The 24903-nt window shown below is 63.6% G+C and carries 23 protein-coding genes; 13 read left to right on the forward strand and 10 right to left on the reverse strand.

The annotated features are described in order from the left end of the window. Window positions 1-182 precede the first annotated feature (182 nt). The 6 genes from KK137_RS00565 to trhO are packed head-to-tail and all read left to right on the forward strand — an operon-like array spanning window position 183 to window position 6277. Window positions 183-1298 carry a glycosyltransferase family 4 protein gene (locus tag KK137_RS00565; RefSeq protein WP_214533928.1) on the forward strand — a complete coding sequence of 372 codons (1116 nt, stop codon included), beginning with the start codon at window positions 183-185 and terminating at the stop codon, window positions 1296-1298. Next, window positions 1298-2791 (forward strand): lipopolysaccharide biosynthesis protein, encoded by a 1494-nt coding sequence (locus tag KK137_RS00570; RefSeq protein WP_214533929.1) that lies wholly within the window; start codon window positions 1298-1300, stop codon window positions 2789-2791. Before KK137_RS00565 ends, KK137_RS00570 begins: the two co-directional genes overlap by 1 nt. Next, on the forward strand, window positions 2769-3857 hold the full coding sequence (locus tag KK137_RS00575; RefSeq protein WP_214533930.1) for a polysaccharide pyruvyl transferase family protein: 1089 nt from the start codon (window positions 2769-2771) through the stop codon (window positions 3855-3857). The genes KK137_RS00570 and KK137_RS00575 overlap by 23 nt, the downstream gene beginning before the upstream one ends. Continuing rightward, window positions 3857-4726: a glycosyltransferase family 2 protein gene (locus KK137_RS00580; protein WP_214533931.1), complete on the forward strand. Its 870-nt coding sequence runs from the start codon at window positions 3857-3859 to the stop codon at window positions 4724-4726. Before KK137_RS00575 ends, KK137_RS00580 begins: the two co-directional genes overlap by 1 nt. Further along, window positions 4723-5463 carry a glycosyltransferase family 25 protein gene (locus tag KK137_RS00585; RefSeq protein WP_214533932.1) on the forward strand — a complete coding sequence of 247 codons (741 nt, stop codon included), beginning with the start codon at window positions 4723-4725 and terminating at the stop codon, window positions 5461-5463. The genes KK137_RS00580 and KK137_RS00585 overlap by 4 nt, the downstream gene beginning before the upstream one ends. 55 nt (window positions 5464-5518) lie before the next feature. Beyond that, window positions 5519-6277, forward strand: a complete 759-nt coding sequence (trhO, locus tag KK137_RS00590; RefSeq protein ID WP_214533933.1) for an oxygen-dependent tRNA uridine(34) hydroxylase TrhO — start codon at window positions 5519-5521, stop codon at window positions 6275-6277. Window positions 6278-6504: 227 nt separating this feature from the next. Here trhO and KK137_RS00595 read toward each other — a convergent pair whose 3' ends face one another. From KK137_RS00595 to ccoN, 9 genes are all read right to left on the reverse strand, one after another. Then, window positions 6505-8370 carry an ABC-F family ATP-binding cassette domain-containing protein gene (locus KK137_RS00595; RefSeq protein WP_214533934.1) on the reverse strand — a complete coding sequence of 622 codons (1866 nt, stop codon included), beginning with the start codon at window positions 8368-8370 and terminating at the stop codon, window positions 6505-6507. A gap of 76 nt (window positions 8371-8446) precedes the next feature. Then, window positions 8447-8593 carry a cbb3-type cytochrome oxidase assembly protein CcoS gene (ccoS, locus tag KK137_RS00600; RefSeq protein ID WP_214533936.1) on the reverse strand — a complete coding sequence of 49 codons (147 nt, stop codon included), beginning with the start codon at window positions 8591-8593 and terminating at the stop codon, window positions 8447-8449. Continuing rightward, complete coding sequence (locus KK137_RS00605; RefSeq protein ID WP_214533938.1) at window positions 8590-10707, reverse strand: heavy metal translocating P-type ATPase; 2118 nt, start codon at window positions 10705-10707, stop codon at window positions 8590-8592. Before KK137_RS00605 ends, ccoS begins: the two co-directional genes overlap by 4 nt. Further along, a complete protein-coding gene (locus tag KK137_RS00610; protein WP_214533940.1) occupies window positions 10704-11153 on the reverse strand; it encodes a FixH family protein in 450 nt (149 codons plus the stop codon). Before KK137_RS00610 ends, KK137_RS00605 begins: the two co-directional genes overlap by 4 nt. Then, entirely contained in the window at window positions 11150-12607 is a 1458-nt protein-coding gene (ccoG, locus tag KK137_RS00615) for a cytochrome c oxidase accessory protein CcoG (protein WP_214533942.1), read from the reverse strand. Before ccoG ends, KK137_RS00610 begins: the two co-directional genes overlap by 4 nt. Further along, complete coding sequence (gene ccoP, locus KK137_RS00620) at window positions 12594-13499, reverse strand: cytochrome-c oxidase, cbb3-type subunit III (RefSeq protein ID WP_214533945.1); 906 nt, start codon at window positions 13497-13499, stop codon at window positions 12594-12596. The genes ccoG and ccoP overlap by 14 nt, the downstream gene beginning before the upstream one ends. Beyond that, entirely contained in the window at window positions 13489-13662 is a 174-nt protein-coding gene (locus tag KK137_RS00625) for a cbb3-type cytochrome c oxidase subunit 3 (RefSeq protein ID WP_338027896.1), read from the reverse strand. Before KK137_RS00625 ends, ccoP begins: the two co-directional genes overlap by 11 nt. Then, window positions 13659-14408, reverse strand: a complete 750-nt coding sequence (gene ccoO, locus KK137_RS00630) for a cytochrome-c oxidase, cbb3-type subunit II (protein WP_214533947.1) — start codon at window positions 14406-14408, stop codon at window positions 13659-13661. Before ccoO ends, KK137_RS00625 begins: the two co-directional genes overlap by 4 nt. A gap of 11 nt (window positions 14409-14419) precedes the next feature. Beyond that, window positions 14420-16075: a cytochrome-c oxidase, cbb3-type subunit I gene (gene ccoN / locus KK137_RS00635; protein WP_214533949.1), complete on the reverse strand. Its 1656-nt coding sequence runs from the start codon at window positions 16073-16075 to the stop codon at window positions 14420-14422. 307 nt (window positions 16076-16382) lie between these two features. Here ccoN and KK137_RS00640 point away from each other — a divergent pair, with 307 nt between their 5' ends. Genes KK137_RS00640 through KK137_RS00670 form a run of 7 tightly spaced genes read left to right on the forward strand, consistent with a single transcriptional unit; the run spans window position 16383 to window position 23896 of the window. After that, on the forward strand, window positions 16383-17795 hold the full coding sequence (locus KK137_RS00640) for an aspartate aminotransferase family protein (protein ID WP_214533951.1): 1413 nt from the start codon (window positions 16383-16385) through the stop codon (window positions 17793-17795). Then, window positions 17795-19372 carry a glycosyltransferase family 39 protein gene (locus tag KK137_RS00645; protein WP_214533953.1) on the forward strand — a complete coding sequence of 526 codons (1578 nt, stop codon included), beginning with the start codon at window positions 17795-17797 and terminating at the stop codon, window positions 19370-19372. The genes KK137_RS00640 and KK137_RS00645 overlap by 1 nt, the downstream gene beginning before the upstream one ends. Beyond that, a complete protein-coding gene (locus KK137_RS00650) occupies window positions 19365-20360 on the forward strand; it encodes a UbiA family prenyltransferase (RefSeq protein ID WP_214533960.1) in 996 nt (331 codons plus the stop codon). Before KK137_RS00645 ends, KK137_RS00650 begins: the two co-directional genes overlap by 8 nt. A gap of 3 nt (window positions 20361-20363) precedes the next feature. Next, window positions 20364-21059, forward strand: coding sequence for an HAD family hydrolase (locus tag KK137_RS00655; RefSeq protein ID WP_214533962.1), 696 nt, complete (start codon window positions 20364-20366; stop codon window positions 21057-21059). After that, complete coding sequence (locus KK137_RS00660) at window positions 21052-21429, forward strand: hypothetical protein (protein ID WP_214533964.1); 378 nt, start codon at window positions 21052-21054, stop codon at window positions 21427-21429. The genes KK137_RS00655 and KK137_RS00660 overlap by 8 nt, the downstream gene beginning before the upstream one ends. After that, complete coding sequence (locus KK137_RS00665; protein ID WP_214533965.1) at window positions 21426-22868, forward strand: GMC family oxidoreductase; 1443 nt, start codon at window positions 21426-21428, stop codon at window positions 22866-22868. The genes KK137_RS00660 and KK137_RS00665 overlap by 4 nt, the downstream gene beginning before the upstream one ends. 8 nt (window positions 22869-22876) lie before the next feature. Beyond that, complete coding sequence (locus KK137_RS00670; RefSeq protein WP_214533967.1) at window positions 22877-23896, forward strand: NAD-dependent epimerase/dehydratase family protein; 1020 nt, start codon at window positions 22877-22879, stop codon at window positions 23894-23896. Here the strand turns inward: KK137_RS00670 and KK137_RS00675 are convergent. Further along, the gene (locus KK137_RS00675; protein ID WP_214533969.1) at window positions 23880-24902 is read right to left on the reverse strand and encodes a lysylphosphatidylglycerol synthase transmembrane domain-containing protein; all 1023 of its coding nucleotides are present in this window, start codon (window positions 24900-24902) and stop codon (window positions 23880-23882) included. The two genes, KK137_RS00670 and KK137_RS00675, sit on opposite strands and share 17 nt — an antisense overlap. Window position 24903 lies beyond the last annotated feature (1 nt).

Consider the following 24903-nt stretch of genomic DNA (forward strand, 5'->3'; position numbering starts at 1 on the left):
GCTTTCGTTCTCCGCCATGGCCTTCGGAGGCACGTTTCGTGAGCCGGTCTCACGCCAGTCTCACTTCGGCGCTTTGCCTAATAACTGCCGGAACGCATCTGAGGTTCTAGTCGTATGCTGCGTTGCAACAGGGAGGCTGCGGTACCGCTGTGGTAGCGTCGAACGGACGGCGAGGAGTTGCTATGGATTCTGCACGCTCTCGCCTGTGCGTCACAGGCTTGCGCGGTATTCCCGGGGTGATGGGCGGTGTGGAAACGCACTGCGAAGAACTGCTCCCGCGGGTGGCGGTAAGTGCTCCTGAGTTCGAAATCGAAGTGTTGGGTCGACGGCCCTACATGAAGGGCGTGTCGGATCGGTGCCAAGGCGTGCTGATCACGTCGCTTCCGTCCCCGCGACAATCGCATCTCGAGGCCATCATCTCGACCACCGTGGGGGTGCTTTACGCCCGCTGGAGGGGGGCTCGCGTCCTTCACATTCACGCCATAGGTCCCGCAATCCTTACCCCCTTCGCCCGATTGATCGGGCTCAAGGTCGTGATGACGCATCACGGCGACGACTATGAGCGGGCGAAGTGGGGCCGCTTCGCCAAGTTCATGCTCCGGACGGGCGAGAGCTGGGGCCTTAACTGCGCCCATCGGGTCATCGCGGTGTCGCCCTCGCTCGCGCAAAGACTGGCGCGCCAATACCCGTCATGCGCGGAGAAGGTTCGCTACATTCCGAACGGCGCGCCCGCGCTCATCGACGACGAGCTGGGTTCCGCGGAAATATTGTCGCGTTTTGGCCTCTCGGCTCGAAAGTTCATCCTCGCGGTCGGCCGCTTCGTACCGGAGAAGGGCTTCGACTACCTTATCGACGCGTTTCGCAAGAGTGGGACCGGGCGGAAACTGGTGATCGCGGGAGGCGCCGATCACGGCTCCGCCTACGCCAGGAAGATCATGAGCGAAGCAGGCGGAAACGTCATACTGACAGGACAGCAGCCGAGGCCCGTGCTCAAGGCTCTTTATGAAAACACAGATCTCTTCGTGCTCCCCTCCTTTCACGAAGGTTTGCCGATCACGGCCCTAGAAGCGGGACGCTGCGGAGCGCCGATGCTTCTTAGCGACATCCAGCCTAACCGAGATCTGGGATTGGGGGCGGCGAACTACTTCCCGGTTGGCAATGCCGACGTACTGGCCGAGAAGATGGGCAAGCCATCGGTCGAGTTCTCGGTGGACGCGCGAGACCTCCACGACCGCTTCGACTGGGACCAGATCGCGCAACACACGCTTGCCGTTTATCGGGAGGCCGAAAGAGTCTGATGGTGGAGTTTCGCGGCAAGCTCTTAGCCGGAGCCGGATGGATGGGGGCTTCGCGCCTCGCCGTGAACGCGCTCGGGTTCCTGAGTACGGTAGTCCTCGCTCGCATCCTCACGCCGGACGACTTCGGCCTGGTCGCGCTGGCCATGGCGATGATCCTGCTGATGTCGGCCATAACCGACACGTCGCTGGCTTCGGCCCTGGTCCAGCACGACGATCCGGGCGAGGACCACTGCAACACCATTTTGACCATGGGGGTCATACGCGGGGTAATCGCCGCGGTGCTCTTCTCGGTCGCCGCCTATCCGCTTTCCCGCCTGTTCAACGAACCGCGCCTGGTCGACGTCATGTACGTGCTTTCGATCACGCTGGTCCTCAGCGGATTTGCCAACCCAAGGTCGATCCTGCTGACGAAGGATCTGATCTTCTGGCAGCAGTTCATGCTGCAGGTTTCCAAGAAGCTGACGCAGCTGCTGGTCGCCGTGGCGCTCGCGCTGATCTACCGCAGCTATTGGGCGATGATCCTCGGGACCGTCATCGGGCAGGCGGTCAGCGTTGCGGTTTCCTACAGCGTCCTGCCCTATCGCCCCCGGCCCGGACTGAAGCACGCACGTGAGCTGCTCGGCTTTTCGGTCTGGCTGACCTTGGGAAGCATTGTTCGAACCGCCAATTGGCGCATCGACCATCTGCTGATCGGCGGGTTCCTCGGCAGGCCCGCACTGGGCTATTACTCGATGGGAAGCAATCTGGCGGCGATGCCCACGCAGGAAGTGACGACGCCGCTGTTCTCGGCGCTGTTTCCCGCCTTTACGCGCGTCACTGATTCCAGGGAGCGTCTCGTAAGGAACTATCAGCGCGCCCAGTCCACCGTGACATGCGTCGTACTCCCCTTAGGCGTCGGTGCAGCCCTGATTGCCGACCCGCTCATACCCTTGCTCCTCGGGGAAAAATGGCGACCGGCGGTATTCGTGGTCCAGATGCTCTCGGCCGTCTTCGCTCTCCAGACGATCGGTTCGCTCGCGCAGCCGCTCGCCATGGCGACGGGGCGGACGAGGATGCTCTTCATCCGCGATCTCCAGAATTTCGCCCTGAGGGTACCGTTGATCGTGCTCGGCATGTTCCTGGCTGGACTGCCGGGAATCTTGTGGGCCCGGGCGATCACCGGGTCGGTCGCAATCGGCTTCAACATGGCCGTCGTTCGATCGATCACCGGACTGGGCTATCGAGAGCAGGTGATGGACAACTTGCGCGTCCTGTCAGCGGCTGCCGTCATGACGGGTGGCGTCTTGCTCGTACATGGGCTGCTGTCGACCGGGACAAGCTGGCAGGCCCAACTGATGGAACTCATCGCCATGACCTTGATTGGGGCGGTCCTCTACATCGGCAGCCTCGCCGTGTTCTGGTTCATGGCGGGGATGCCCGACGGGCCGGAGAAGGAAATCGTGCAAACTCTTAAGCAAATGGGAAATCGCCTTGCCCAGCCTTCGCAACAGTAGCGCCATGATCATCGGCGACTTGCCGGACCCACGCAGGTCACGGAACGGTGGAGATGCAGGGGCAACCTTGCGTTCGAGCGCCGTGCTCGTTCACGAGCAACGACTGCTGTTGCGCGATGCGATGGCAAAGGTCCTCTCGCCAGGGCAAGCTTATGCGCTGGTCGACTTTCCAAACTTTTCCAACGTCGGCGACAGCGCGATATGGCTCGGCGCGCGTGCCTTGCTCGAGGATTTGGCAGGCCGTCCTCCAGCCTATGTCGCGACCATCAAGGGCTTCAACGAAGCGGCACTGACCGCCGCTGTTGGCTCCGGTCCGATCCTGATCAACGGTGGCGGCAACTTCGGCGATCTTTGGCCGGCGCACCAGGATTTGCGGGAAGAGTTGCTGCGGCGATTCCCCGGTCGGCCGATCATCCAGCTGCCGCAATCGATCAAGTTCCATGACCTCGGCCGTGCGCAGCGTTTCGCAGAGCTCGGCCGGCAGCACGGCAACTTCACGCTGATGGTGCGCGACGAGGCAAGCCGCGAGTTCGCCCGTGAAGCGCTGGGGATCGAGGCTCCGCTGGTGCCCGATTGCGCGGTCTACCTTGGGCCGCAACAGCGCCGCGCGACGCCTGATGTCGCGACGGTCCTGCTGCTGCGCACGGATGAAGAGCGGGCGGGCGTGGAGCGGGGAGCCTTCGGCTCGCTCGAAAACTCACGCCTCGTCGACTGGATCGAGGAGCCCGCCAATCTGTTCAAGAATGCAAAGCGTCGGGCTCGCGTCGAAGCGCTCATGCGGGGTCAATTCTCTCGTTCGGCCAGGCGGCTCACCCTGTTCGATCGGCTTGCCCGGCAGCGCCTTGAACGTGGGCTGGCGATGCTGTCGGAGGGCGAGGCGGTCATCACGGATCGGCTGCATGGCCACATCCTGTCGCTGCTGCTCGACATGCCCCACGTCGCGCTCGACAACAGCTATGGCAAGGTTTCCGGCTACATCGGGGCCTGGAACCGGAACTATGAGCACCTTCGGCTGGCAACGAGCGTGGAAACGGCGCTGGCCGGGCGCGGGGAGCTTGCGCGATAATGTGTGATACCGTCGACAAGCTATACTTCAGCGCGATCATTCCTACGCATCTGCGGCCGGACCTGCTTTCCGAGGCCATTTCGAGTGTCGCTGCTCAGTCCCTCCGACCGCTCGAGCTCATCGTCGTGAGCGACGTGGATGACGCGGACACAAGGGAACTGATCGCGGCCCGTCAGCCTGCCATTCCTTTCCCCTTGCGTTACGTCGTCAACCGCCCCGAGCCGGGAGCCTGCGGTTCGCGCAACCTCGGCGCGCAGCTGGCGGTCTGTGACTGGTTGGCGTTCCTCGATGACGACGACGTCTGGCGGCCCGAATTTCTGCGTCGCTGTGCCGAGGCCGCTCTCCTCGATAACGCGACCCTGATCCTGGCACCGCTGGTTGAATGCTCACCGGAGCGGGAAGATCGCGTTCGGAGATTTCCCGAAGGCCTCGACTCACATTCGCTCTTCACGGTCCCGGGTGGCATGACGGGCAGCAACTTCGCCATCACTCGCGACCGTTTCCTGGCGGTTGGCGGGTTCGATCCGGAAGTTAGCGTCTTCAATGACTGGGATCTGCTGTTCCGCCTGATCGCGGCGGACCCGCACTACGCGGTTCTCGACGAACCACTGGTGGAGTGGAGACAGCACGTCGGCGAGCGCATCGGTTCACGGTCGCTGAAGCGCGCGCAGGGCCTGGACTTCTTCGTCGACCGTTATTCGGAATATATGCCACCGGAACTCGTCGCCGAATTGCGGGCGACTGCGGCTTCGATACGCCGTGACCTGAGCGCGAACTGGACGGGATACGTTGAGCACAGCCTGGCGATAGCGCGGGCGCGCGGGGTAACGGGCGTGTTGAAGAAGAAGCTAGGTCTGGCTCGTCCATGAAGGTGAAGGTCGTCGTCGTCAGCCTCGATACAGCCAGCGATCGGCGCGCACGTTTTTCCGCGACGGTTCCGGCGGACTCTCTCGACTGGGAGTTCTTCGACGCCCATCGCGGTCTCGCCCCGGGCCTGCGTTACGATGAAGCGGAGGCCATCCGTCGCAAGGGCCGGCCCCTTAAGCCCGGAGAGCTCGGCTGTTATTCGAGTCATTACGCAATCTGGCAGCAACTCCTCGAGAGTGACGACGACGCTTACATCGTTCTCGAGGACGATGTTGTTCCGGACTGGAAGTTCCTGGCAGCCCTGGCCCGGGAGCCGCTGGTCCAGCGCGGCATTCGCTACCTGAGGCTTTACTACAAATATCCCGCTCGCTACCTTGTGCGGGAGCGGAACTTCGTGCGTCGCTCCACCTCGATCATCGAGCTGCTCGATCTTGCCTTCGGCACCCAAGGCTATGTCGTCACCAAACCGGCGGCGGAAGTTTTCGTAAAGACCTTCCGCAATGTCGTCCGCCCGGTCGATGACCAGCTCGACCGTCACTGGGAGCACGGTGTTCCCAACCTAAGCGTCTTCCCGTTCCCGCTGTTTGAGATGATGCTCGAATCAGACATTGGCGACGACCGGTTCGCGGCGCAGCCGCCAAGGACGCTGGCGCGACGCATGGACATGTGGCGCGACCGGGTAAGCAAGCGGCTGGCTATTGCTCGCCGCCGTCGGGATGTTGGCATCGCTGGGAGGTAGACTTCCCGGCCGAGGCGCCTCGACAAGCCCGGCCTGCGCGGTAAGGGGCGGCTCCATGAGTCTTACCGTTGCCGCTCTTTACTGCTTCGCGCCCTTTGACGAGCCCGCGGCACTGCGCCAGCCGCTGCTCGACCTGTGTGCGAGACAGGGGATCAAGGGCACGCTGCTGCTTGCGCCCGAGGGGATCAACGGAACGATCGCGGGCAGCGCCGCGGCCATCGCGGCAACGATCGAGCATATCCGGTCCCTGCCCGGCTGCGCGGAACTGGACGTCAAGTATTCGTTCGCCTCGACCATGCCGTTTCAGCGGCTCAAGGTGCGATTGAAAAAGGAAATCGTGACCATGAAGGTGCCGGGTATCGATCCGGCGCGTGATGCCGGGCGCTATATCGATCCCGGCGGGTGGAACGCTTTGATCGATGACCCCGATACCGTGCTGATCGATACCCGGAACGCCTTCGAAGTGGGTTACGGCACTTTTGACGGCGCGGTGAATCCCCATACCAGGGCCTTCGGCGACTTTCCCGACTGGTGGCGCGCCAACGCCGAGACATTTGCGGGCAAGCAGGTCGCAATGTTCTGTACAGGCGGCATACGCTGCGAGAAGTCGACCGCCTTCCTCCGCGCACAGGGTGTCGAAGGCGTAGTCCACCTGAAAGGCGGGATCCTAGCCTACCTCGAACAGGTGCCCGAGAGCGAAAGCCGATGGCAGGGTAGCTGCTTTGTGTTCGACGAGCGGGTCAGCGTGGGGCACGGGCTGGTCGAGGTCGGAGAGAAGCCCGAAAGCGGTTCGCAGCCTGACGACAGGGGCTAGCGCTCCAGGCGCTTACTCACGGCCTCAAGTTCGTGGCGGGGCACCTTCTTGCCCTTGGTTCGGCTGGTGAGATGGAACTGGCCGCACCGATCGCAACGATAGGGACGGAGCCGCAAGCCATCGCGTCGCGCCGATGCGGTCGCCTCGTCTTTCGAGCTGTACCGCACCTTCTTCCTGCAGATGCTTAGCCTGGTCCGCACGCTGTCTCTCCAGCCATTGGCCGCTGCTTATGCAGTCTGGCCTTCCAGCCGTTCGCTTGCGGCCATCCAGCGCAATTCCGCTTGCTCCAATTCCTCAGCGATTTGCGCCCTACGCCGAGCAAGCTCGCCCATCGTCAGGGCGCGCAGGGCCGGTTCCGCCGCGGCGGGATCGGCCATGGCAAGGTCGATGCTGGTGGCCTGGGCTTGCAGGCGCGCGATGGCCGCTTCTGCGTCGGAAACTTCCTTGCCGATCTGCTTGGCCTGCTCACGCGCTTGCGCGGCGGCCTTGCGGTCCTTCTTTTCGCCTTTCGGCCGCGAGCCGGTCTTCGGCTGGTTACGGCCCAAGACGAAGTCGATGTAGTCTTCGATACTGCCCGAGTAGTCCACCGCGGTACCGTTATCGACCAGCACCAGCCGGTCGGCAGTCAGTTCGACCATGTGACGGTCGTGGCTGATCAGGATGACCGCCCCGTCGAAGTCGTTGAGGGCCTGGACCAGAGCCTCGCGGGCATCGACGTCGAGGTGGTTGGTGGGCTCGTCAAGGATCAACAGGTGCGGCGCATCGCGCGTGATCAAGGCCAAGGCCAGACGCGCGCGCTCGCCACCGGAGAGTTGGCCGACCTTCGTCGTGGCGCGATTGCCCGAGAAACCGAACCGGCCCAGCTGCGCCCTGACCGCGCCGGGCGTCATGCCTTTCATGGCACGGGTCATATGCTCGAGCGGAGTATCATCGGACGCGAGTTCCTCCACCTGATACTGCGTGAAATAGCCTACGCGCATCCGCCCGGAGGCCTGCATCTGACCATCGAGCGGGCTCAGCTGCGCCGCAAGCAGGCGTGCAAGCGTGGTCTTGCCGTTACCGTTGCGGCCGAGCAGCGCAATGCGGTCGTCCGGATCGATCCGCAGGTTAAGCCGCTGCAGGATCGGTTTCCCGCCATAGCCCACGGCCGCGAGGTCGAGCGTAATCAGCGGCGGGCGCATCTCGTCGGGGCTCGGGAAGTCAAAGCTCAGGCTCGGGTCTTCCATCAGCGCTGCGATGGGCTGCATCTTGGCCAGCATCTTGGCGCGCGATTGCGCTTGTTTTGCCGTGGAGGCGCGGGCGCTGTTGCGCGCCACATAGTCCTGCAGCCTGGCGCGCTGGGCATCTTGCGAGGCCTTCGCTGCTGCCAGCTGGGCGGCTCGCTCGGCCCGCTGGGTTTCGAAGGCGTCGTAGCCGCCGGGGTAGAGCGTGAGCTTGCCGGCTTGCAGGTGGACGATCGTATCGACCACGTTGTTAAGCAGGTCGCGCTCGTGGCTGATGATGATCAGGGTGCCGGGGTAGGCCTTGAGGAAGTTCTCCAGCCACAGCGTCGATTCGAGATCGAGGTGGTTCGACGGTTCGTCGAGCAGGAGTACGTCGGGCGCCGAGAACAAGAGCGCTGCCAGCGCGACGCGCATCTTCCAGCCACCGGAGAAGCTGTCGAGCGGCCGAGCCTGCATGTCTTCGTCGAAGCCGAGCCCGGTCAGGATGATCGCGGCGCGCGACGGGGCGGTGTAGGCGTCGATGGCCAGCAGGCGTTCATGTATGTCGCCAAGTCGGTCGGGGTCGGTGCAATGTTCTGCTTCGTCAAGCAATTGGGCACGCTCGACGTCCGCAGACAGGACCGCATCGAACGGAGTGATGGTGCCGTTGGGTGCCTCTTGGGCGATATAGCCGAGCTTCGTGCGGCGAGGCATTTCGATCGATCCTTCGTCAGGATCGAGCTGGCCGACCAGGACTTTCATCAAGGTCGATTTGCCCGCGCCATTGCGGCCGATCAGCCCGACGCGGCCGCCCGGAGGGATCGCGGCCGAGGCGCGATCGAGGATGGTGCGGCCGCCGAGGCGCACGGTGATGTTGTTGATGGTGATCATGTCCGGCGGGCCCCCTAGCAGGGCATCGGACCAATCCCAACCGGCGGATTGAGGATTCCGGTCGGGGCTTGGCCCGTCAGTCGGTCTCGTCGTCGATCAGGATGCGGCTGGCGGCGCCATCGGGGTCCTCGAACTGCCCACTGCGCAGCGCCCAGAAGAAGCCCGCGAGCCCTAGTAACCCCAGGCCGAGTGCGACCGGTATCAGGAAGAGGAGACTTGTCACCGGGCGATCCTCGCAAGCCGGAGCGAGTTTGCGATCACGATCAAGGAACTGGTCGACATGGCGAGGGCAGCGACCAGTGGGGTGACGAAACCTGCCATCGCTAGCGGAACGGCGAGCACGTTGTACCCGATCGCCAGCGCGAAGTTCTGTTTCACCACCCGCGTCGTTGCCCGCGCGGCCCTCACAGCGCGGGGGATCGCCAGCAGCGAGTCCTGGGTAAAGACAAGGTCGGCGGACTGGAGGCCGACGTCGCTTGCAGAGCCGGGCGCCATTGACGCATCGGCGGCGGCGAGGGCGGGGCCATCGTTGAGGCCGTCGCCCACCATCAGGACGCGCCGCCCCGCGGCCTGCAATCTGCCAATGAGGGCCTGCTTGTCCGCCGGCGACGTCATGGCCTGCGCGCTGAGGCCCGTGGCGCGCGCGACTTCGGCGACGGCGGGGACGCTATCGCCGGACAGAATCGACGCCTCGATCCCCAGAGTACGCAGCTCGGCCAGCGCTTCGGCGTAATCGGGCCGCAGGTGATAGGCGTAAGGGATCAGCCAGGTCGGCTTGCCCTCAACAAAAAGACTCACGGCGATGCCGCTGGCGGCCTCGGGCCTGCGGAGGGCGACTTCCAGGCCGAGCCATCGGGCGAAGATGCCCTCGCCGGCTCGCTCCTCGACCGCGTCGAGCTCAGCCGCCCGGTGGCCGTCGGCGGAAAGAGATGCCGCCAGGGCACGTGAAAGCGGGTGGCCGCTATGTGAAGCGAGGGCCAGCGCCACCGATACCGCTACCGGATCGATCGCCGAGAGTACTGCCGGATCGGGTTGGGGCCGGCTCATCGTCAGTGTCCCGGTCTTGTCGAACAAGGCGCGGTCTACGAGTGCGATCCGCTCAAGCGCCGAGCCATCCTTGACCATGATACCCGCCCGCATCAGTGCCCCACTGGACACGACTTGCGCCACCGGTACCGCCAGCCCGAGCGCACAGGGACATGTGATGATCAGCACGGCTACGCCGATCACCAATGCCTGGTAGACACTGGCCCCCCCAATCAGCCACCCCCCCACCGACAGCGCCGCCAGCGTATGGACCGCCGGCGCGTAGAGCCGCGAGGCCCGGTCCGCGAGGCGGACGTAGCGCGAGCGACTCTGCGTGCTCGCCTCCATCAGCCGCACGATCTCGGCCAGCGTCGTGTCGTAGCCGGTATGGCTCACCCGCACGTCGACCGGGCCGGTGAGATTGAGCGTCCCCGCAAGAACGCCGTCGCCCACTTGCGCGGCGACAGGGCGGCTCTCCCCGGTCAAGAGTGACTGATCGAATTGGCTCGCCCCGCTCACCACCTCACCATCGGCGGCAAGGCGTTCGCCCGCCACGACGCGCAGGATCATGCCGGGGCGCAAGGCATCGGTCGCCTGCCACGCAAGGGTTCCATCTTCGCTCACGACGGTCGCACCCTGGGGGGCCTGGCTAATCAGAGCATCGACCCCCGTCCGCGCCCTGTCGCGCATCATCGCATCAAGCGCGCGGCCGGCGAGCAGGAAAGTCAGCAGCATCAGGGCGCCGTCGAACCAGGCATGCCTGCCATGGACCGCGGTTTCGTAAAGGCTCAGCCCGCTGGCGATGAGCACGCCGAGGCTGATCGGCACGTCCATGTTGGTGTGCCCCTTGCGCAGGGCTCCAAGGGCGGACCGGAAGAACGGCTGCCCGGCGTAGGCAATCGCGGGAACGCCGATCAGGGCACTGAGCCAGTGGAACAAGTCGCGGGTCGAACCTTCGGCGCCCGACCACACGCTGACCGAGAGCAGCATGACATTCATCGCCGCGAAGCCGGCGACTGCCAGTGGTGCGAGCAACTGACGGGCGGCGGAGTCCGGACGAGCGGAGCCGTTGACACGGGTCTGGGCCTCGAAGCCGAGGTCGGCCAGGGCATGCACCAGCTTGCGCCGGTCGAGCCCCTCTTCGTGACTGACCGAGACCATGCGCGCCGACAAGTTTACACGGGCCTCGGCGACGCCCGGAACCGCCGACAGGCCGCGTTCGATCTTGCTCATGCACCCGGCGCAATGAGCGCCCGGAACGGCCAGCGTGGTTCGCTCCAGCCGCTCGGACTCGAGCGCCACGGCCGTCATCGCAAGGTCTCCTCGCGACGCCACACCTGGCCGCCGCCCCGCGCCAGTTCGAGCCTCAGAGTCCAGCGGCCCTCTGGCAAGACCTCTTGCGAGAGGAAGCGTCCTTCGTCGATGCCGTCGAATGCGATCGGAATGTCGGCCACCCTACCGAGCGGATGACGCGCCATGCCGGTAAGCCTGGTGCCCGCCGGGGCGCCCGTGACCGCGACCGCCAAACGCCCGTCGGGCCGCCATGTGGTCACCACGTCCCACCCCAGTTCCTCCTGCTCCTTGGCGGCATCGAGCCAGACGTTGAACTTCTGGCTGGCGACGTAGGAATTCTCGACCACGATGCCGCCGAAGGTGGACGAGGCAAGGCGGGCCATGGTGAAGTTGACCGCGATCACGACGGCGAAGAAGGCCACGAGGATCGTGGCCATATGCCAGCCGGTGAATGGCCTGCTCATCGTGTGTCCTCCGGTGCTTCAAATCTGGTTGCGCCCGCCGCCCGCTCCGGCCGTTCGCCCTGAGCCGTAGCAGCGAAGTCGAAGGCTTGGGGCCGGCTACCAGCCGGCGCGATGACGTAGACGCGCAGCGGCAGCGTGGTGTCGGGCGGCACCTCGCGGACGATTTGCCGCGCGGCATCCTGCCGGGACATGTCGTCGGTCCACATTCCGGCCGCAGGAAAGCCTTTGAGATCGAGCTGCACCCAGCGCGGCCGGCTCTGCATATTCCGGAGCTTGACGATGTAGGCGTTGCGGACGCTACCGTCGCTTAGGAGCATGAACGAAGGGTTGCGGTCCGGCTCGATCGAGATCCCCAGGTGGGTTCGGGTGCCAAGGGCAAACAGCAGCGCGAGGCCGATGCCCGCCCAGATCGTGAAATAGATCACCGTGCGCGGCCGCATTAGCGTTCGCCACGCCGGACGGGGCTGGCCGCCTGCCGCTTCGTTGCGGCAATCCTCGAGGGTCGCATAATCGATTAATCCGCGCGGCCGGCCCACCTCTTTCATCACCCGATCGCAAGCGTCGATACATAGCGAGCAGGTTATGCAAGCGACGTCGGGCCCCTTGCGAATGTCATAGCCGGTGGGACAGACCGCCACGCACAAGTTGCAGTCGATGCAGTCGCCCAAAGCGCCGGGATCCTTCTCGGCCTTCTTGACGCTGCCCCGGGGCTCTCCCCGCCAATCCTTGTAGGTAACGATCAGCGATCTTTCATCGATTAGTGCACCCTGGATGCGCGGCCAGGGACACATGTAGAGGCACACCTGCTCGCGCATGAATCCGCCGAGCCAGAAGGTGGTGGCGGTCAACACCGCCACTGTCCCATAGGCCACGGGGGCCGCCTCGCCGCTCCAGAAATCGCGGGTCAGCGTCGGGGCGTCGGCGAAATACATGATCCACGCGCCGCCGGTCCAAAAGGCGATGACCAGATAGATCGTCCATTTCCCCACCCGCCGGGCCGCCTTGCCTGCGCTCCACGGCGCCGCGTCGAGCCGCATGCGAGCATTGCGATCCCCGTCGACGAAGCGGTCGACGTGCTGGAACAGATCGGTCCACACCGTCTGCGGGCACGAATAACCACACCACGCGCGCCCGACGGCACTGGTGACCAGAAACAGGCCGACTCCGGCCATGATCAGCAGTCCGGCGACGAAGTAGAACTCTTGCGGCCAGATCTCGATGCCAAACATGTAGAAACGCCGATTGGCGAGGTCGATCAGGACTGCCTGGTCCGGCGCGTAAGGACCGCGATCCCAACGTACCCAAGGCGTACCGTAATAGATGGTCAGGGTGACGAACATCACCAGCCACTTGAAGCGGCGGAAGGGTCCGTCGATCCGTCGCGGGTGGACGGGCTGGCGCTTGGCGAAGAGCTTGGTTGGGCTGTCCGGCGCTATGCGCTCAACGCTGCTCATCGGCCTGGTCCGCCGCGTTCGCGGCAACTTCCAAGAATTGCTCACCGCCCCCCAACGAATGGACGTAGGCTGCCAGCATCCGGACAGTCACGGGATCGAGACGGTGCTTCCAGGCGGGCATCACGCCGTGGCGCGGCTGCCGGATCTGTTGCCCGATGCTCTCCCGTGTCCCGCCATAGAGCCAGATCGCATCCGCGAGATTAGGCGCTCCCAGCTCTCGATTGCCGGTGCCGGCGGGACCGTGACAGGCCGCGCAATTGTCCGCGAACAACTGTGCGCCCGCGGCATCGCCCTTCGACTTGCCCGACAGGCTCATGATGTGATCGGTCACTTGCGCGATCTGGTCGGCACTGAGCGCGCCACCGAAAGCCGGCATAAGGCTGGTGCGCGTCGCGTCCACACCAGGCTGGCGGATGCCGTGGAGCAGCGTGTACTCGATCGTCTTGAGGTCTCCGCCCCACAACCAGTCATCGTCATTGAGATTGGGATAGCCAGCCGAACCGGCAGCGCCGGATCCGTGGCACTGGACGCAGTTGACCTTGAACGCCGCCCTCCCACCGGAGACCGCGGCCCGCATGAGCGCAGGATCGTCAGGTAAGCGTTCGATCGGCGTGGTGGCGAGCTGCGCGAACAGCGCCGCGCGGCCGTCTCGCTCCAGCTGCATCTCCCGGTCGAAGTCGCCGCGGCTGGTCCAGCCGAGAACTCCCTCCGTACCTTTCTCGACCAGCGGCCAGGCCGGATAGGCGATGGTGTAGCCGATAGCGAAGAGCACGGTTGCGAAGAAGGTCCACAGCCACCAGCGCGGCATCGGCGTATCGAGTTCCTCGATGCCGTCCCATTCGTGACCGACGGTTTCGGTGCCGGTCGCTTCGTCGAGGCGCCTATTCGCCATCGTGGTCATCCTTGAAAATCAGATTGGCCGCGTCGCTGTTGCGCCGTCTGGCGCCGGGGCGGAATGGCCAGAGCGCCAGCGTCAGGAACACCAGCAGCATGACTAGCAAGCCCCAGCTGTCTGCTAGGTGGCGCAGCATGTTGTAAGTCGAATGCGTGCTCACCGCCCCGTCTCCTGCACCAGTTCTTCCTGGGCGGCGGCGGCGTTGACGTCGACCAGGGTGCCGAGCATCTGGAGGTAAGCGACGAGGGCATCCATCTCGGTCACGCGCCCCGGGTCGCCGTCAAAGTCGCGGATCTGCGCTTTGGGATAGCGGGTCTCCAGATCGCCCGCGTCGGCATCCGGGTCGGCCTGCGCGGTGATGTCGGCGATCGCCATTTTCAGGTCGCGGTCGGTGTAGGGGACTCCGACCCGACGCAGCGCGCGCAGCCGTGCCTCCGGATCGCCGATGTCGAGGTTGGTTTCGGCAAGAAAGCCGTACTTCGGCATCACCGTCTCGGGCACCACGCTTTGCGGGTCCTTGAGGTGCTGCACGTGCCACTCGTCCGAATAGCGACCGCCGACGCGCGCAAGGTCCGGTCCGGTGCGCTTGGAGCCCCACTGGAAGGGGTGGTCGAACATCGATTCCGCCGCGAGGCTGTAGTGGCCGTAACGCTCCGCTTCGTCGCGAAACGGACGGATCATCTGGCTGTGGCAGGCGTAGCAGCCTTCGCGGATGTAGATGTCGCGCCCGGCCTGCTCGAGCGGAGTGTAAGGGCGCATCCCCTCCACCTTCTCGATCGTGTTGTCGATCCAGAACAACGGCGCGATCTCGACAATGCCGCCGATCGCGACAGTGACGAAGGCGCCAAGGGCGAGCAACGTCACGTTGCGTTCGAGCTTCTTATGGCGCTGGGCCAAACCGGTCATGATTTGATTTCCTATTCGGCCGGAACTGCGACGATCGGGCGATCCTTGGCGGGGTCGAAGGCGGCGTCGCTCATCGGAGCTTCGGTCCGCAGATGGCCGAGGATCGTGGCCCAGACGTTCCAGACCATGACCAGGCCGCCTGCGAGGTACAGCGCCCCACCCAGCGCCCGCAGCGCGTACATCGGATGGATCGCGGCAACGGTGTCGGCGAAGCTGTTCACCAGATAGCCGTCGGCCCCGAATTCGCGCCACATCAGGCCCTGGGTGATCCCGGCCACCCACATGCTTCCGGCGTAGAAAACGATTCCCATGGTCGCGAGCCAGAAGTGCCAATTGACCATGCGCAGGCTGTAGAGCCGCTCCCGCCCCCACAGCCGCGGCACGAGATAGTAGACGGCGGCGAAGGTAATCAGGCCGTTCCAGCCAAGCGCTCCGGAATGCACATGGCCAATGGTCCAGTCTGTGTAGTGCGACAGCGCGTTGACGCTCTTGATCGACATCAGCGGGCCTTCGAAGGTGCTCATGCCGTAGAAGGCGAGCGACATCACCATCATGCGGATGATGGGGTCGGTGCGAATCTTGTCCCACGCGCCGTTGAGCGTCATCAGGCCGTTGATCATGCCGCCCCAGCTCGGCATCCACAGCATGACCGAAAACACCATGCCCAGCGTCTGCGCCCAGTCGGGCAGCGCCGTGTAGTGGAGGTGATGCGGACCCGCCCAGATGTAGAGGAAGATCAAGCTCCAGAAATGGATGATCGACAGGCGATAGCTGTATATCGGCCGTTCCGCCTGCTTGGGCACGAAGTAGTACATCATCGCCAGGAACCCGGCGGTGAGGAAGAAGCCGACCGCGTTGTGGCCGTACCACCACTGCACCAGCGCCCCCTGCACTCCGGCGAACAGCGGGTAGCTCTTCGATCCGAACAGGCTCACCGGCATGTCGAGGTTGTTGACGACGTGAAGCATCGCCACCGTGATGATGAACCCGAGGTAGAACCAGTTGGCGACGTAGATGTGCGGTTCCGAACGCTTGACGATCGTGCCGACGAATACCGCGAGGTAGGCGAGCCAGACGATCGTCAGCCACCAGTCCACGTACCATTCGGGCTCGGCATATTCCTTCGACTGAGTGACGCCGAGCAGGTAGCCAGTCGCAGCGAGGACGATGAATAGCTGGTAGCCCCAGAATACGAACCGGGCGAGCTGCGGAAAGGCCAGCCGGGCGCGGCAGGTGCGCTGAACGACGTAGAAGCTGGTCGCGATCAGCGCATTGCCGCCGAAGGCGAAGATCACCGCCGAAGTATGCAGCGGCCGAACGCGTCCGAAGTTGAGGTAGGGTTCGAAGTTAAGCTGCGGATAGGCCAACTGAAGGGCGATGAAGACGCCGACCAGGAAGCCGACGATGCCCCAAAACACGGTGGCGATCACGCCCCAGCGGATCGGATCGTCGTCATAGCGCGAAGGATCGGCCGGAGCGCGCAGGATGCCGTTGGCGACCGCGGTGTAGTCGACGTTGGTCATGCTCACGATGAGGCACACCCCCGCCGCCAGCGCGACGATGGTCATGTGCGCGGCGTATCCCGCGTCCTGCGCCAGCGCCACGGCGACGATGGCCAGAAGGATGACCACGAACCAGAACCCGGTCCGCGTTACGATAGTGTCCATGTCATGCTCGATTTTTGATTTGGGCGTTCCGGTAGCCTTACCGAGGGTCCCTGACTTTGACGGGGGTCAAGATTGCGGGCCCACGGCGCGGCTTTGCGGCGATGGAGGCGATCTTTCGCCCAAATGCGTACCCGAAAGACTACCGCTTTGGAGAGGTCGCCTGCCCATCGGGACTATGGAGGTCTGTAGATGCCGCGGTGTTTCCGTATGAGCTAAAGAAAAGGGAATCTCTGAGTGAGGATTTCCCGTGACAGCGATCGGTAGAGCACCAGAAATGCGGCGGGACAGGCTTGTTGGCAATAAACTGTTGACGCTCGATCAGTGCCTTAACCTCGACAATGCCGCGGCGATGGAGCTCTATTCGCAGCACTTGAATAAATACATGCTGCAGGTGTTCGATATTCTTGGCCTGCGAGACATCGATATCGCCAGCGCTCAGGGCGCCGAGATTACACTCGGAAGCGGCCGCAAGATTCTGGATTTCTCAGGCGGCTTCGGAGTTCTCGGGCTTGGCCACAACCATCCGCGGATCATCGCTGCGGAGCGGCGGTGCCATGACGAGAAGGTGATCGATTGCATCAAGATCGCGCCGCACAAGCTCCAGGGCGCGCTGGCCTACAATATCTCGCGCATGCTGCCCGAGCCGCTCGACGTTTCCTTTTTGGCGGTGTCCGGTGCCGAGGCCAACGAGGCGGCGATGAAGCTTGCCGAGCGAGTCCAGACGCCGAAGGGCAAGACCAAGTTCCTGTGCATGCAGGGCGCCTTCCACGGCAAAACTCACGGAGCGTTGTCCCTGACAACGGCGACCGATGTCCAGACGGGCTTCCTCCTGGGCGTTCCCAAGGAAAACATGATCTACGCCGAATTCGGCAACATCGAATCCGTGCGCGAGGCCATTGAGAGGGAGACCCGCGGCAAGGGCAACCGGATTATCGCCGGCATCGTCGAGACGATCCGCGGAACATCGTGCGAGACGCCGCCACCGGGCTACCTCGAGGAATTCGTGCGCATCTGCCGAGAAGCCGACATCCTGACGATCTTCGACGAGATCAAGGTCGGGATGGGGCGGACCGGGCAGTTCTGCGCGTTCCAGCACTCCGAGGCGGTCCCCGACATCGTCACCATGGGCAAGACCCTGGGCGGTGGCAAACGCGAGATGGCGGCGATGGTCACCTCACAGGCGCTGTGGGACAAGGCTTATGGCAACAAGAACGACTGCAATCTCCACAGCTCGAGCTTTAGCGGGATGGGCGAATCCTGCGCCGTCGCGATCGAGACGCTCAACATTCTGGAGGGCGAGCGGCTCATCGAACGCGCGGGCCGCATCGGCGAACATTTGAAAGCCGGTCTTGCCCGCCTCAAGGTCAAATACCCCAACACCATCGTCGAGCTCAGAGGCAAGGGCTGCTTCCAGGCGGTGCGCTTGAATTTCGGAGAAGAGCTTGCCGCGAAGCTGGTCGATATCCGCACGAATCCGCTGTTCGTCACGTATCAGACGGTTCTGATCGGAGCGCTGACCCGGGAGTTGTTCGAGCGGCACTCGATCCTGGCACATTTCCAGCCGGGCGCGCGCGAAGTCCTGCACCTCATGCCTCCCTACATCGTCGACGAAGCCCAGGTCGACCGGCTGGTCGATGCGCTGGATGACATTCTCGGCCGCGGAATTGCCGATGCGACGGTCCGCTTCGTAGCTAAGAACATCAAGCGGGTGTTTGGCTGATGGCCAGTCTCTTCTCCACTCCGGCCTTAAGTCGAAGCCGGGACAGCGGGACCACCCAGGCAACGCTGTTACTGGCGTGGCTCGCCGTCCTGATTCCCTCCATCGGTCTGTTCGTGGCCAACACCTGGCAGGGCATCGGCATCTATATCGACAGCACCCGCTACATGGGTTTGAGCCCGGTGGGATACGATGCGCCGATGTATCACTGGCTGCTGGTCGGTGGACACGCGCTCGGGTTCAGCTTCGACGCCGTGGCGATCTTCCTCGCGGCGATCTTCGTCGTCGCCAATGTCAGCCTCATCTTTACGCTCATCGCGCGGGCTACGAAGGGCTGGGTGTTCGCCTTCGTCGGCACCGCCCTGATCGCGTTCTCACCTCAATTCGTGACGATGCACACTGGCGCGTTGTCGGAGCCGCCCTTCCTGCTGTGTGTGCTCCTGACCTTGTGGGCGATCCTGAACTACTTCGAGAACGGGCGGCTTTCCTGGCTCATTGCCGCCGCCCTCCTGATCGCGATCGGATCGCTGACCCGGTTCACCATGCCGCCGCTCGGCGCGGCGATCGCCGGCGTGTTCCTGCTCGATCCTCGAAGGGAATTAGCCGCGAAAGTCAGAGATATCGCCATTCTCGGCGGATTGAGCGGATTGCTGTTCTTCAGCTGGGTGGTGATCAGTCAGTTGGAAGTGGGTCGATCGATCGGTCGCGATCTCTGGTTCTACGGGACGATGGGCCCGGCGGAGTGGCGCGCCAGCTTTGGGGCAATGGCGGCGTGGATCCTGCCCAAGCCGGCTCCCTTCTCGCTGCGCATTCTCGCGGTACTTGCCGTGGTCTGCTTCGCCGGCTGGCGTTGGTTGATTACGGCCAGGCAATTGCGCCGCGACCCCGAAGTGGGGATCGACGATGCGGCGATATCCCTGCCGCTCATGCTTGGGGCCTTCTTCGTCTTCTACCTGGCCTTTGTGGGGTTGTCGGTATCGATCGAGGCCAATCTCAGCCTGACCGGCCGATACGCTTTCCCGGCCTACGTTCTTCTCGTCATGCTGGTGTCGATAGAGGCCTCGAAGCTGTCGCGAGACATCCTTGTCGAGCGCTTGGCGCTCTACTGCCTCGCCGCGCTTTCGGTTGTCGTGCTCGGTGGCCACTTGGTCCGGACGAGCGTACGGACCATCGAAGTGGCTCGCGAGGGATACGGCTTCCAGTCGATCCAGTGGCGCAACTCGCCCACGATGGCCACGGTCGAAGCGCTGCCGGCGGGGACCCGGATTTATTCGAACGCTCCCGACGTGATCGCTTACATGACGGGGCGGACAGCCCAGTTCATTCCGCATGAGAAGCAGTTGCGCACGAACCTGCCCGAGCCCGGCAATCCGCTCGAAAAGCAACTCGGGCGCGTTCGCGAAGAGGCGAACTCTGGCGAGATCGCCGTCGTGTTTTTCGACGGCATCGACTGGCGGTTCTACCTGGCGGACGAGCAAGTTCTCGCGGCTCGACTGCCGGCGATGCTCGTGGGGTCCTTCGCCGACGGCAGGGTCTACCGCGTGGTCTCCGACGGCAACGAGAGGGCTCAGCGTGACTGAGGTCATCGCCCCCGTCGCGTCGCGGCAATCGAGGCTGAGCGACTACTTGTCGCTGGCGCGCTTCGATCACATCACCAAACATATCTTCATTTTGCCCGGCCTTGTCCTGGCTTATGCGCTGCGTGAGCCCTCACTGGCCGATGCACTGTGGAAGGTTCCGGTCGGTTTCCTGTCGGCCATCGCGATCGCTTCGGCGAACTACGTCATCAACGAGTGGCTGGACCGCGAGTTCGACGCCCACCATCCAACAAAGTCGCGCCGGGCAGCTGTCGCCTGCTCGCTCTCGCCCGGTCTCGTCACGGTCGAATACCTGATCTTTGCGCTGCTCGGCATGACGCTCGCCAAGACGCTGGGCAGCTATTTCTTCCTGGTCTCGGCCGCGTTTCTGATCTCGGGACTGATCTATAACGTCCGTCCGATCCGCTCGAAGGATCGCCCGTTCGTCGACGTGATCTCGGAATCGGTCAATAACCCGATACGGCTGACTCTCGGCTGGCTGATGATCGATCAGACCAGCTTCCCGCCCCTCAGCTTGCTGCTGGCCTATTGGTTCGGCGGGGCTTTCCTGATGGGGTCAAAGCGCCTGTCGGAATATCGCGATATCGTGGCGAGCGAGGGGATTGCGACGCTGCAACGCTACCGCCGTTCGTTCAGCGGCTATACGGCGGAAAGCCTGACGGTCAGTTGCCTGATCTACGCCATGGTCTCGTCGTTCTTCGTCGGCGTGTTCCTGATCAAGTACCGGCTGGAATTTCTCCTCGCATTTCCCTTCATCGTGGGCTTGTTCGGATGCTATTTCTGGCTGGCGATGATCAAGAATTCGATCGCGCAGCGACCGGAGAGGATGTTTCGTTCGCGGCGACTGATGACCACACTGGTGGTGACGGCTCTCGCTCTCCTGCTGCTATCCTTCGTGGACATCCCGGAATTGCGCCAACTGACGGAACGCACGTTCACGCCGGTCGAAATGAGAAGCCCCGGAGGTTAGCTCATGAGGGTCGACTGGTCGGGTATCAAGCTGGTCATCTTCGACGTGGATGGCACGCTCTACGATCAGTGGCCCTTGCGCTTGGACATGGCGCGCGCGCTGGTTGCTGACAGTGTGCAACAGCGCTCTCTCGATACGATCCGCATCCTGTCGACTTTCCGCAAGGTCAGGGAGAGCCTCGGCAATGCCAGGTCGCCAGGCGTCTCCGGAGAACAATATCGTCGCACGGCAAGAGACCGTGGCTGTAGCGAGGCCCATGTCCGGACCATCGTCGAACGCTGGATCGAGCAAGAGCCCCTGTCGCGGCTCAGGCGCCGCAGGACACCGGGGGCGTGCGAGCTTTTCGCTGCCCTGAGAAAGAAGGGGCGCACCATCGCGGCGTGGTCCGACTATCCCGTAGAGTCCAAGCTCTCGAAACTCGAACTGACGGCCGACATCGCGGTTTGCTCGTCGGATCCTGCCGTCAATCGCTTCAAGCCGGACCCGGCAGGGTTGCAGCTCATCCTCGATCGCACGGCCACCTCTCCCCATCAGGCCATCGTCGTGGGTGACCGGTTCGACCGTGATTGGGAGGCCGCGCGCTCCATTTCGGTGCCAACCTTGATCCGATCGTTCAGGTCGAACGACCGCTCGCCAACCTTTCGGGATTTTCGCGACCACGTGTTCGCCCCGATCCTGACGGAATCCGGCCATGCGTAAGGCAGCCGGAAGGGCGATGGACGCGCTGGTCGATACCCTGGCGATGGAGGTGTGCCCGACCGCCAGCGCAGCGGATCGCACGGTGGTGTGCCGATATGTACGAGATACAGTCGAGGTCATGCCAGATTACCTCCGGCTGGGGTTCTGCTGGCTCGCGGTGATGTTCGACTGGTGGAGCCTGCCCTTGCGTGGCGGTCGTTTTCATCGCCTCGATCAGGCGCAGCGACAGGCGCAAGTCGGTGCCTGGCGGACAAGCCGCCTGGGCTTTCGCCGGTCCATGATCGCCTTTTACGCCACGTTCACCGCGTTCGGGCTCTATTCGCAGGTCCAGGACGACGACGGCATCGAAACCGACAAGGTCGCGGCATGAGCCGGCCGGACGTCATGACCACGTCGATCCTGGTGATAGGCTCAGGTCCGGGCGGATGCGTCAGCGGGACCCTCCTGGCCGAAGCCGGGCACGATGTCCTGATGGTGGAAGAAGGAGAGCACCTTTCGCTCGATGCCGCACCCCACTTTTCACGAGAGGAGATGCTCCGCAAATACCGAAACGGGGGCGTGAGCGTCGCGTTGGGACGGCATAAACTGGCCTGGGTCGAAGGGCGCTGCGTAGGGGGAGGAAGCGAAGTCAATCGCGGCCTCTACCGTCGGACGCCCGACTATGTGCTCGAGAGTTGGCGGAAAGACTTCGGCGTCGACAACATCGGCACCCATTCGATGAAGGCTCACTTCACGGCTTGCGAGGAAATCGCTCGGGTCGAATATGTGCCGGGCACGCCATCCGAGATGTCCCAGCGGCTGCAGCGCGGCGCGCAGGCCCTGGGTTGGCAATCGACCGAGGCGCCACGTCTCTTCAGTTACGATCCCGATGGAAACGGTGGCAGAAGGCAATCGATGTCGGAGACTTTCGTCCGGCGTTTTCTGCAGCATGGCGGGCGACTTCACGCTCGAACGCGCATTGATCGCCTTCGCCGTGTATCCGGCGCCTGGATCGCGACAGGCACTACCAAGGACGCCGCCGGACGCTCGCAGCCGATCGAGATACGATCCGAAAGAGTCTTCGTTGCCTGTGGCGCGGTGCAGACACCCGCGCTCCTCAGGCGATCCGGGATCACGCACAATGTCGGCAACAGCTTGCGCTTTCACCCGATGGTCAAAGTGGTGGCCGAATTCGATCGCGACGTGAATGCCGCCGGAGACCTCGACCCGGTTCACCAGATCAAGGAGTTCGAGCCATCCTTCGGCATGGGATGTTCGATCAGCAAGCGGCCGATGCTGGGCGTCGCTCTGTCTGACCGGCATGGCGCCTGGGATCTGGTGCAGGAGCGGTCGAGGCGCATGGGTATCTATTACGTGCAGACGACCGGTGGGTCCGCAACTGTGCGGAATCTCCCTGGCTTTTCCGATCCGCTGGTCAGGATTGGATTCACCGCTGACGATCTCCACGTTCTCGGAACCGGCCTACGGAAGCTTTGCGAAGGCCTGCGTGCTGCCGACGCGGTTCGTGTGATTCCGTGTGTCGCGGGCTACGCCGATGTCGCATCGAAGCGAGGTGTGGAATTCATGCCTTCAAGCCTCGATTCCTCCGACGGAAGCGTCACGTCGGTGCATGTGTTCTCGTCCTGCCCCATGGGTGAGAACGAGAGGCGCACCGCTACCAATTCATTCGGCAAGGTTCACGGGGCCGACGGTCTCTACATTGCCGACGCCTCGCTGCTCTGCACGCCGACGGTGGTGAACCCGCAGGGGACGGTCATGGGCGTGGCCCACCGCAATGTCCTCGACGCAATCGAACGCCGGTTTGGCTGAGCGGGCCGATGCGTCACCTGATCACCGGCGGAACGGGGTTCATCGGCGGCACGATTGCCCGCAAGCTGGCGATGCAGGGCGAACAGGTCCGGGTACTGGACATCGTTGACGATCCGTCCCGGCTTCCGGAAATCGAGTTCCAGCGCGGCTCGGTTACCGATGCAGCCGCCGTGTCGCGTGCGATGAAGGACGTCGACGTGGTCCACCACAACGCGGCCCTGGTTGCTCAGTCGGCCGCGGGGCAACGGTATTACGAGGTCAATCGCGAAGGCGCGCGCAATGTCGCGTTGGCAGCGGCACGCGGCCAAGTTGGGCACATCATCCACCTCAGCACCACGGCCGTCTATGGGCTGACCGGCCCTGGGGCGATCACTAGCTACGTCGTGCCGCGTCCGATCGAGGACTACGGCCGCTCCAAGCTTGCCGGGGAGAGCGCGATGAAGCGGATCAGCGAGGAAGCCTCGATCCCGCTAACAACTATCCGTCCCAGAGTGACCCTCGGCCCAGGCCGCCTCGGCATCTTCCACATCCTATTCGAATGGATCCGCGACGGGGCCTCCATTCCGATCATCGGCAATGGGGCGCAGCGACAGCAGTTCATCCACGTCGACGACCTTATCGCGTTCCATTCGCTTGCGTTGAAACGGCGATTGGAGGGCACTTTCAACGTCGGCACCGACAGCTTCGGAACGCTGCGCCAGGACCTCGAGGGGCTCATCGCGCATGCCGGTAGCGCCTCGCGCGTGCGGCCGCTGCCTGTCTGGCCGGCGGTGCAGTCGCTCCGGGTTCTGCACGCCATGGGTCTTTCAGGGCTGACCCCCTGGCATTACCGGACCTATCATTGCGATTGCTTCTTCGACATTCAGCCGCTTCTGGCGCTCGGATGGAAGCCGGCCCATTCCAACGCTTCGATGCTGCGACAAAGTTACGACTGGTTCGTCCAGCATGCGGGACGCGGAGAGGCGGACACCGCTCATCGGGCCCCTCTGCGACAGGGCGTACTTCGACTCCTCAAGACGCTGGCCTGAAGACCCGTCTTCCCGATTTTGGCGCCAGAATCAGCCAGCCGATCGCGAACAGAGCGGTCGGCAGCCACAGCAAGAGATGCAGCAGCAAGATCACCGCGGCCGCAAAGTCCCGATCGACTCCGACGGCCTGGAATGACAGCACGCCGAAGTAGTCGAAAGACCCGAAGTGCCCTGGCAAGGCGGGGACCAAGGTACCCAGCATTGCGATTGTAAAGGCGAAGAACGGCTTGAGCCACTCGCTGACCGTTCCATCGAGGCTGACCCAGACCGCCAGGGCGAGCACACTCTCCAGCAGCCAGATAAGCAGCGAGAAAGCGATCAACCGGCTCATGCGGCTGAGTGTGCCGGCTTCCTTGATGGCATCCGACATCGACGCGATGCCAGCGCCGATAAGCGCGATCGTGCGCCGCCGAGATTGGCGCAAGCGCTCCCCGAGCCGGCTGAGCGCCAGGGGTGAGAACAGGATCAACACTCCCCCGACGGAGCACGCGATCATAACCCAGCGGAGCCGCTCCAGCACCAGGTCCGAAACCTCGGCGTCGATGGCCATCAGCGCCAGGCAGGCCAACAGGACGATCGTAACCAGATCGAGCAGCCGCTCGAGCAGCATAGCGCCGAGGACCCTTCCTAGCGGGAGGTTCAGGCGATCGTGAAACCAGAAGACACGAAAACCATCACCCAATCGAAACGGAAGGATATCGTTGATTCCAAAGCTCGCGACAAAGGGCGCCACGGTGGGAAGGAAGCGAATCTCGTGCCGGGTTCCTTCGAGCAAGAGCTTGAACCGGTAAGCGCGGAGCAGGAAATCGAGCGCGTAGGCGACGAGGCCGACGATGAGAGGAGCCACCGCCGCCTTGCCGAAATGGGCGGCCACATCGCGATAATCGACCGATTGCCACAGCACGAACAGTGCGATCGCGCCGAATAGAATTCCGACTATGGCCTTGAGCCAACGCCAGCCCTTGTTTGCCGAGGAGGCGAACGCGGTATCCCCGGGCACTTCCATC

The organism is Croceibacterium selenioxidans (assembly GCF_018599195.1).
In the GTDB taxonomy this organism is placed as follows: domain Bacteria; phylum Pseudomonadota; class Alphaproteobacteria; order Sphingomonadales; family Sphingomonadaceae; genus Croceibacterium_A; species Croceibacterium_A selenioxidans.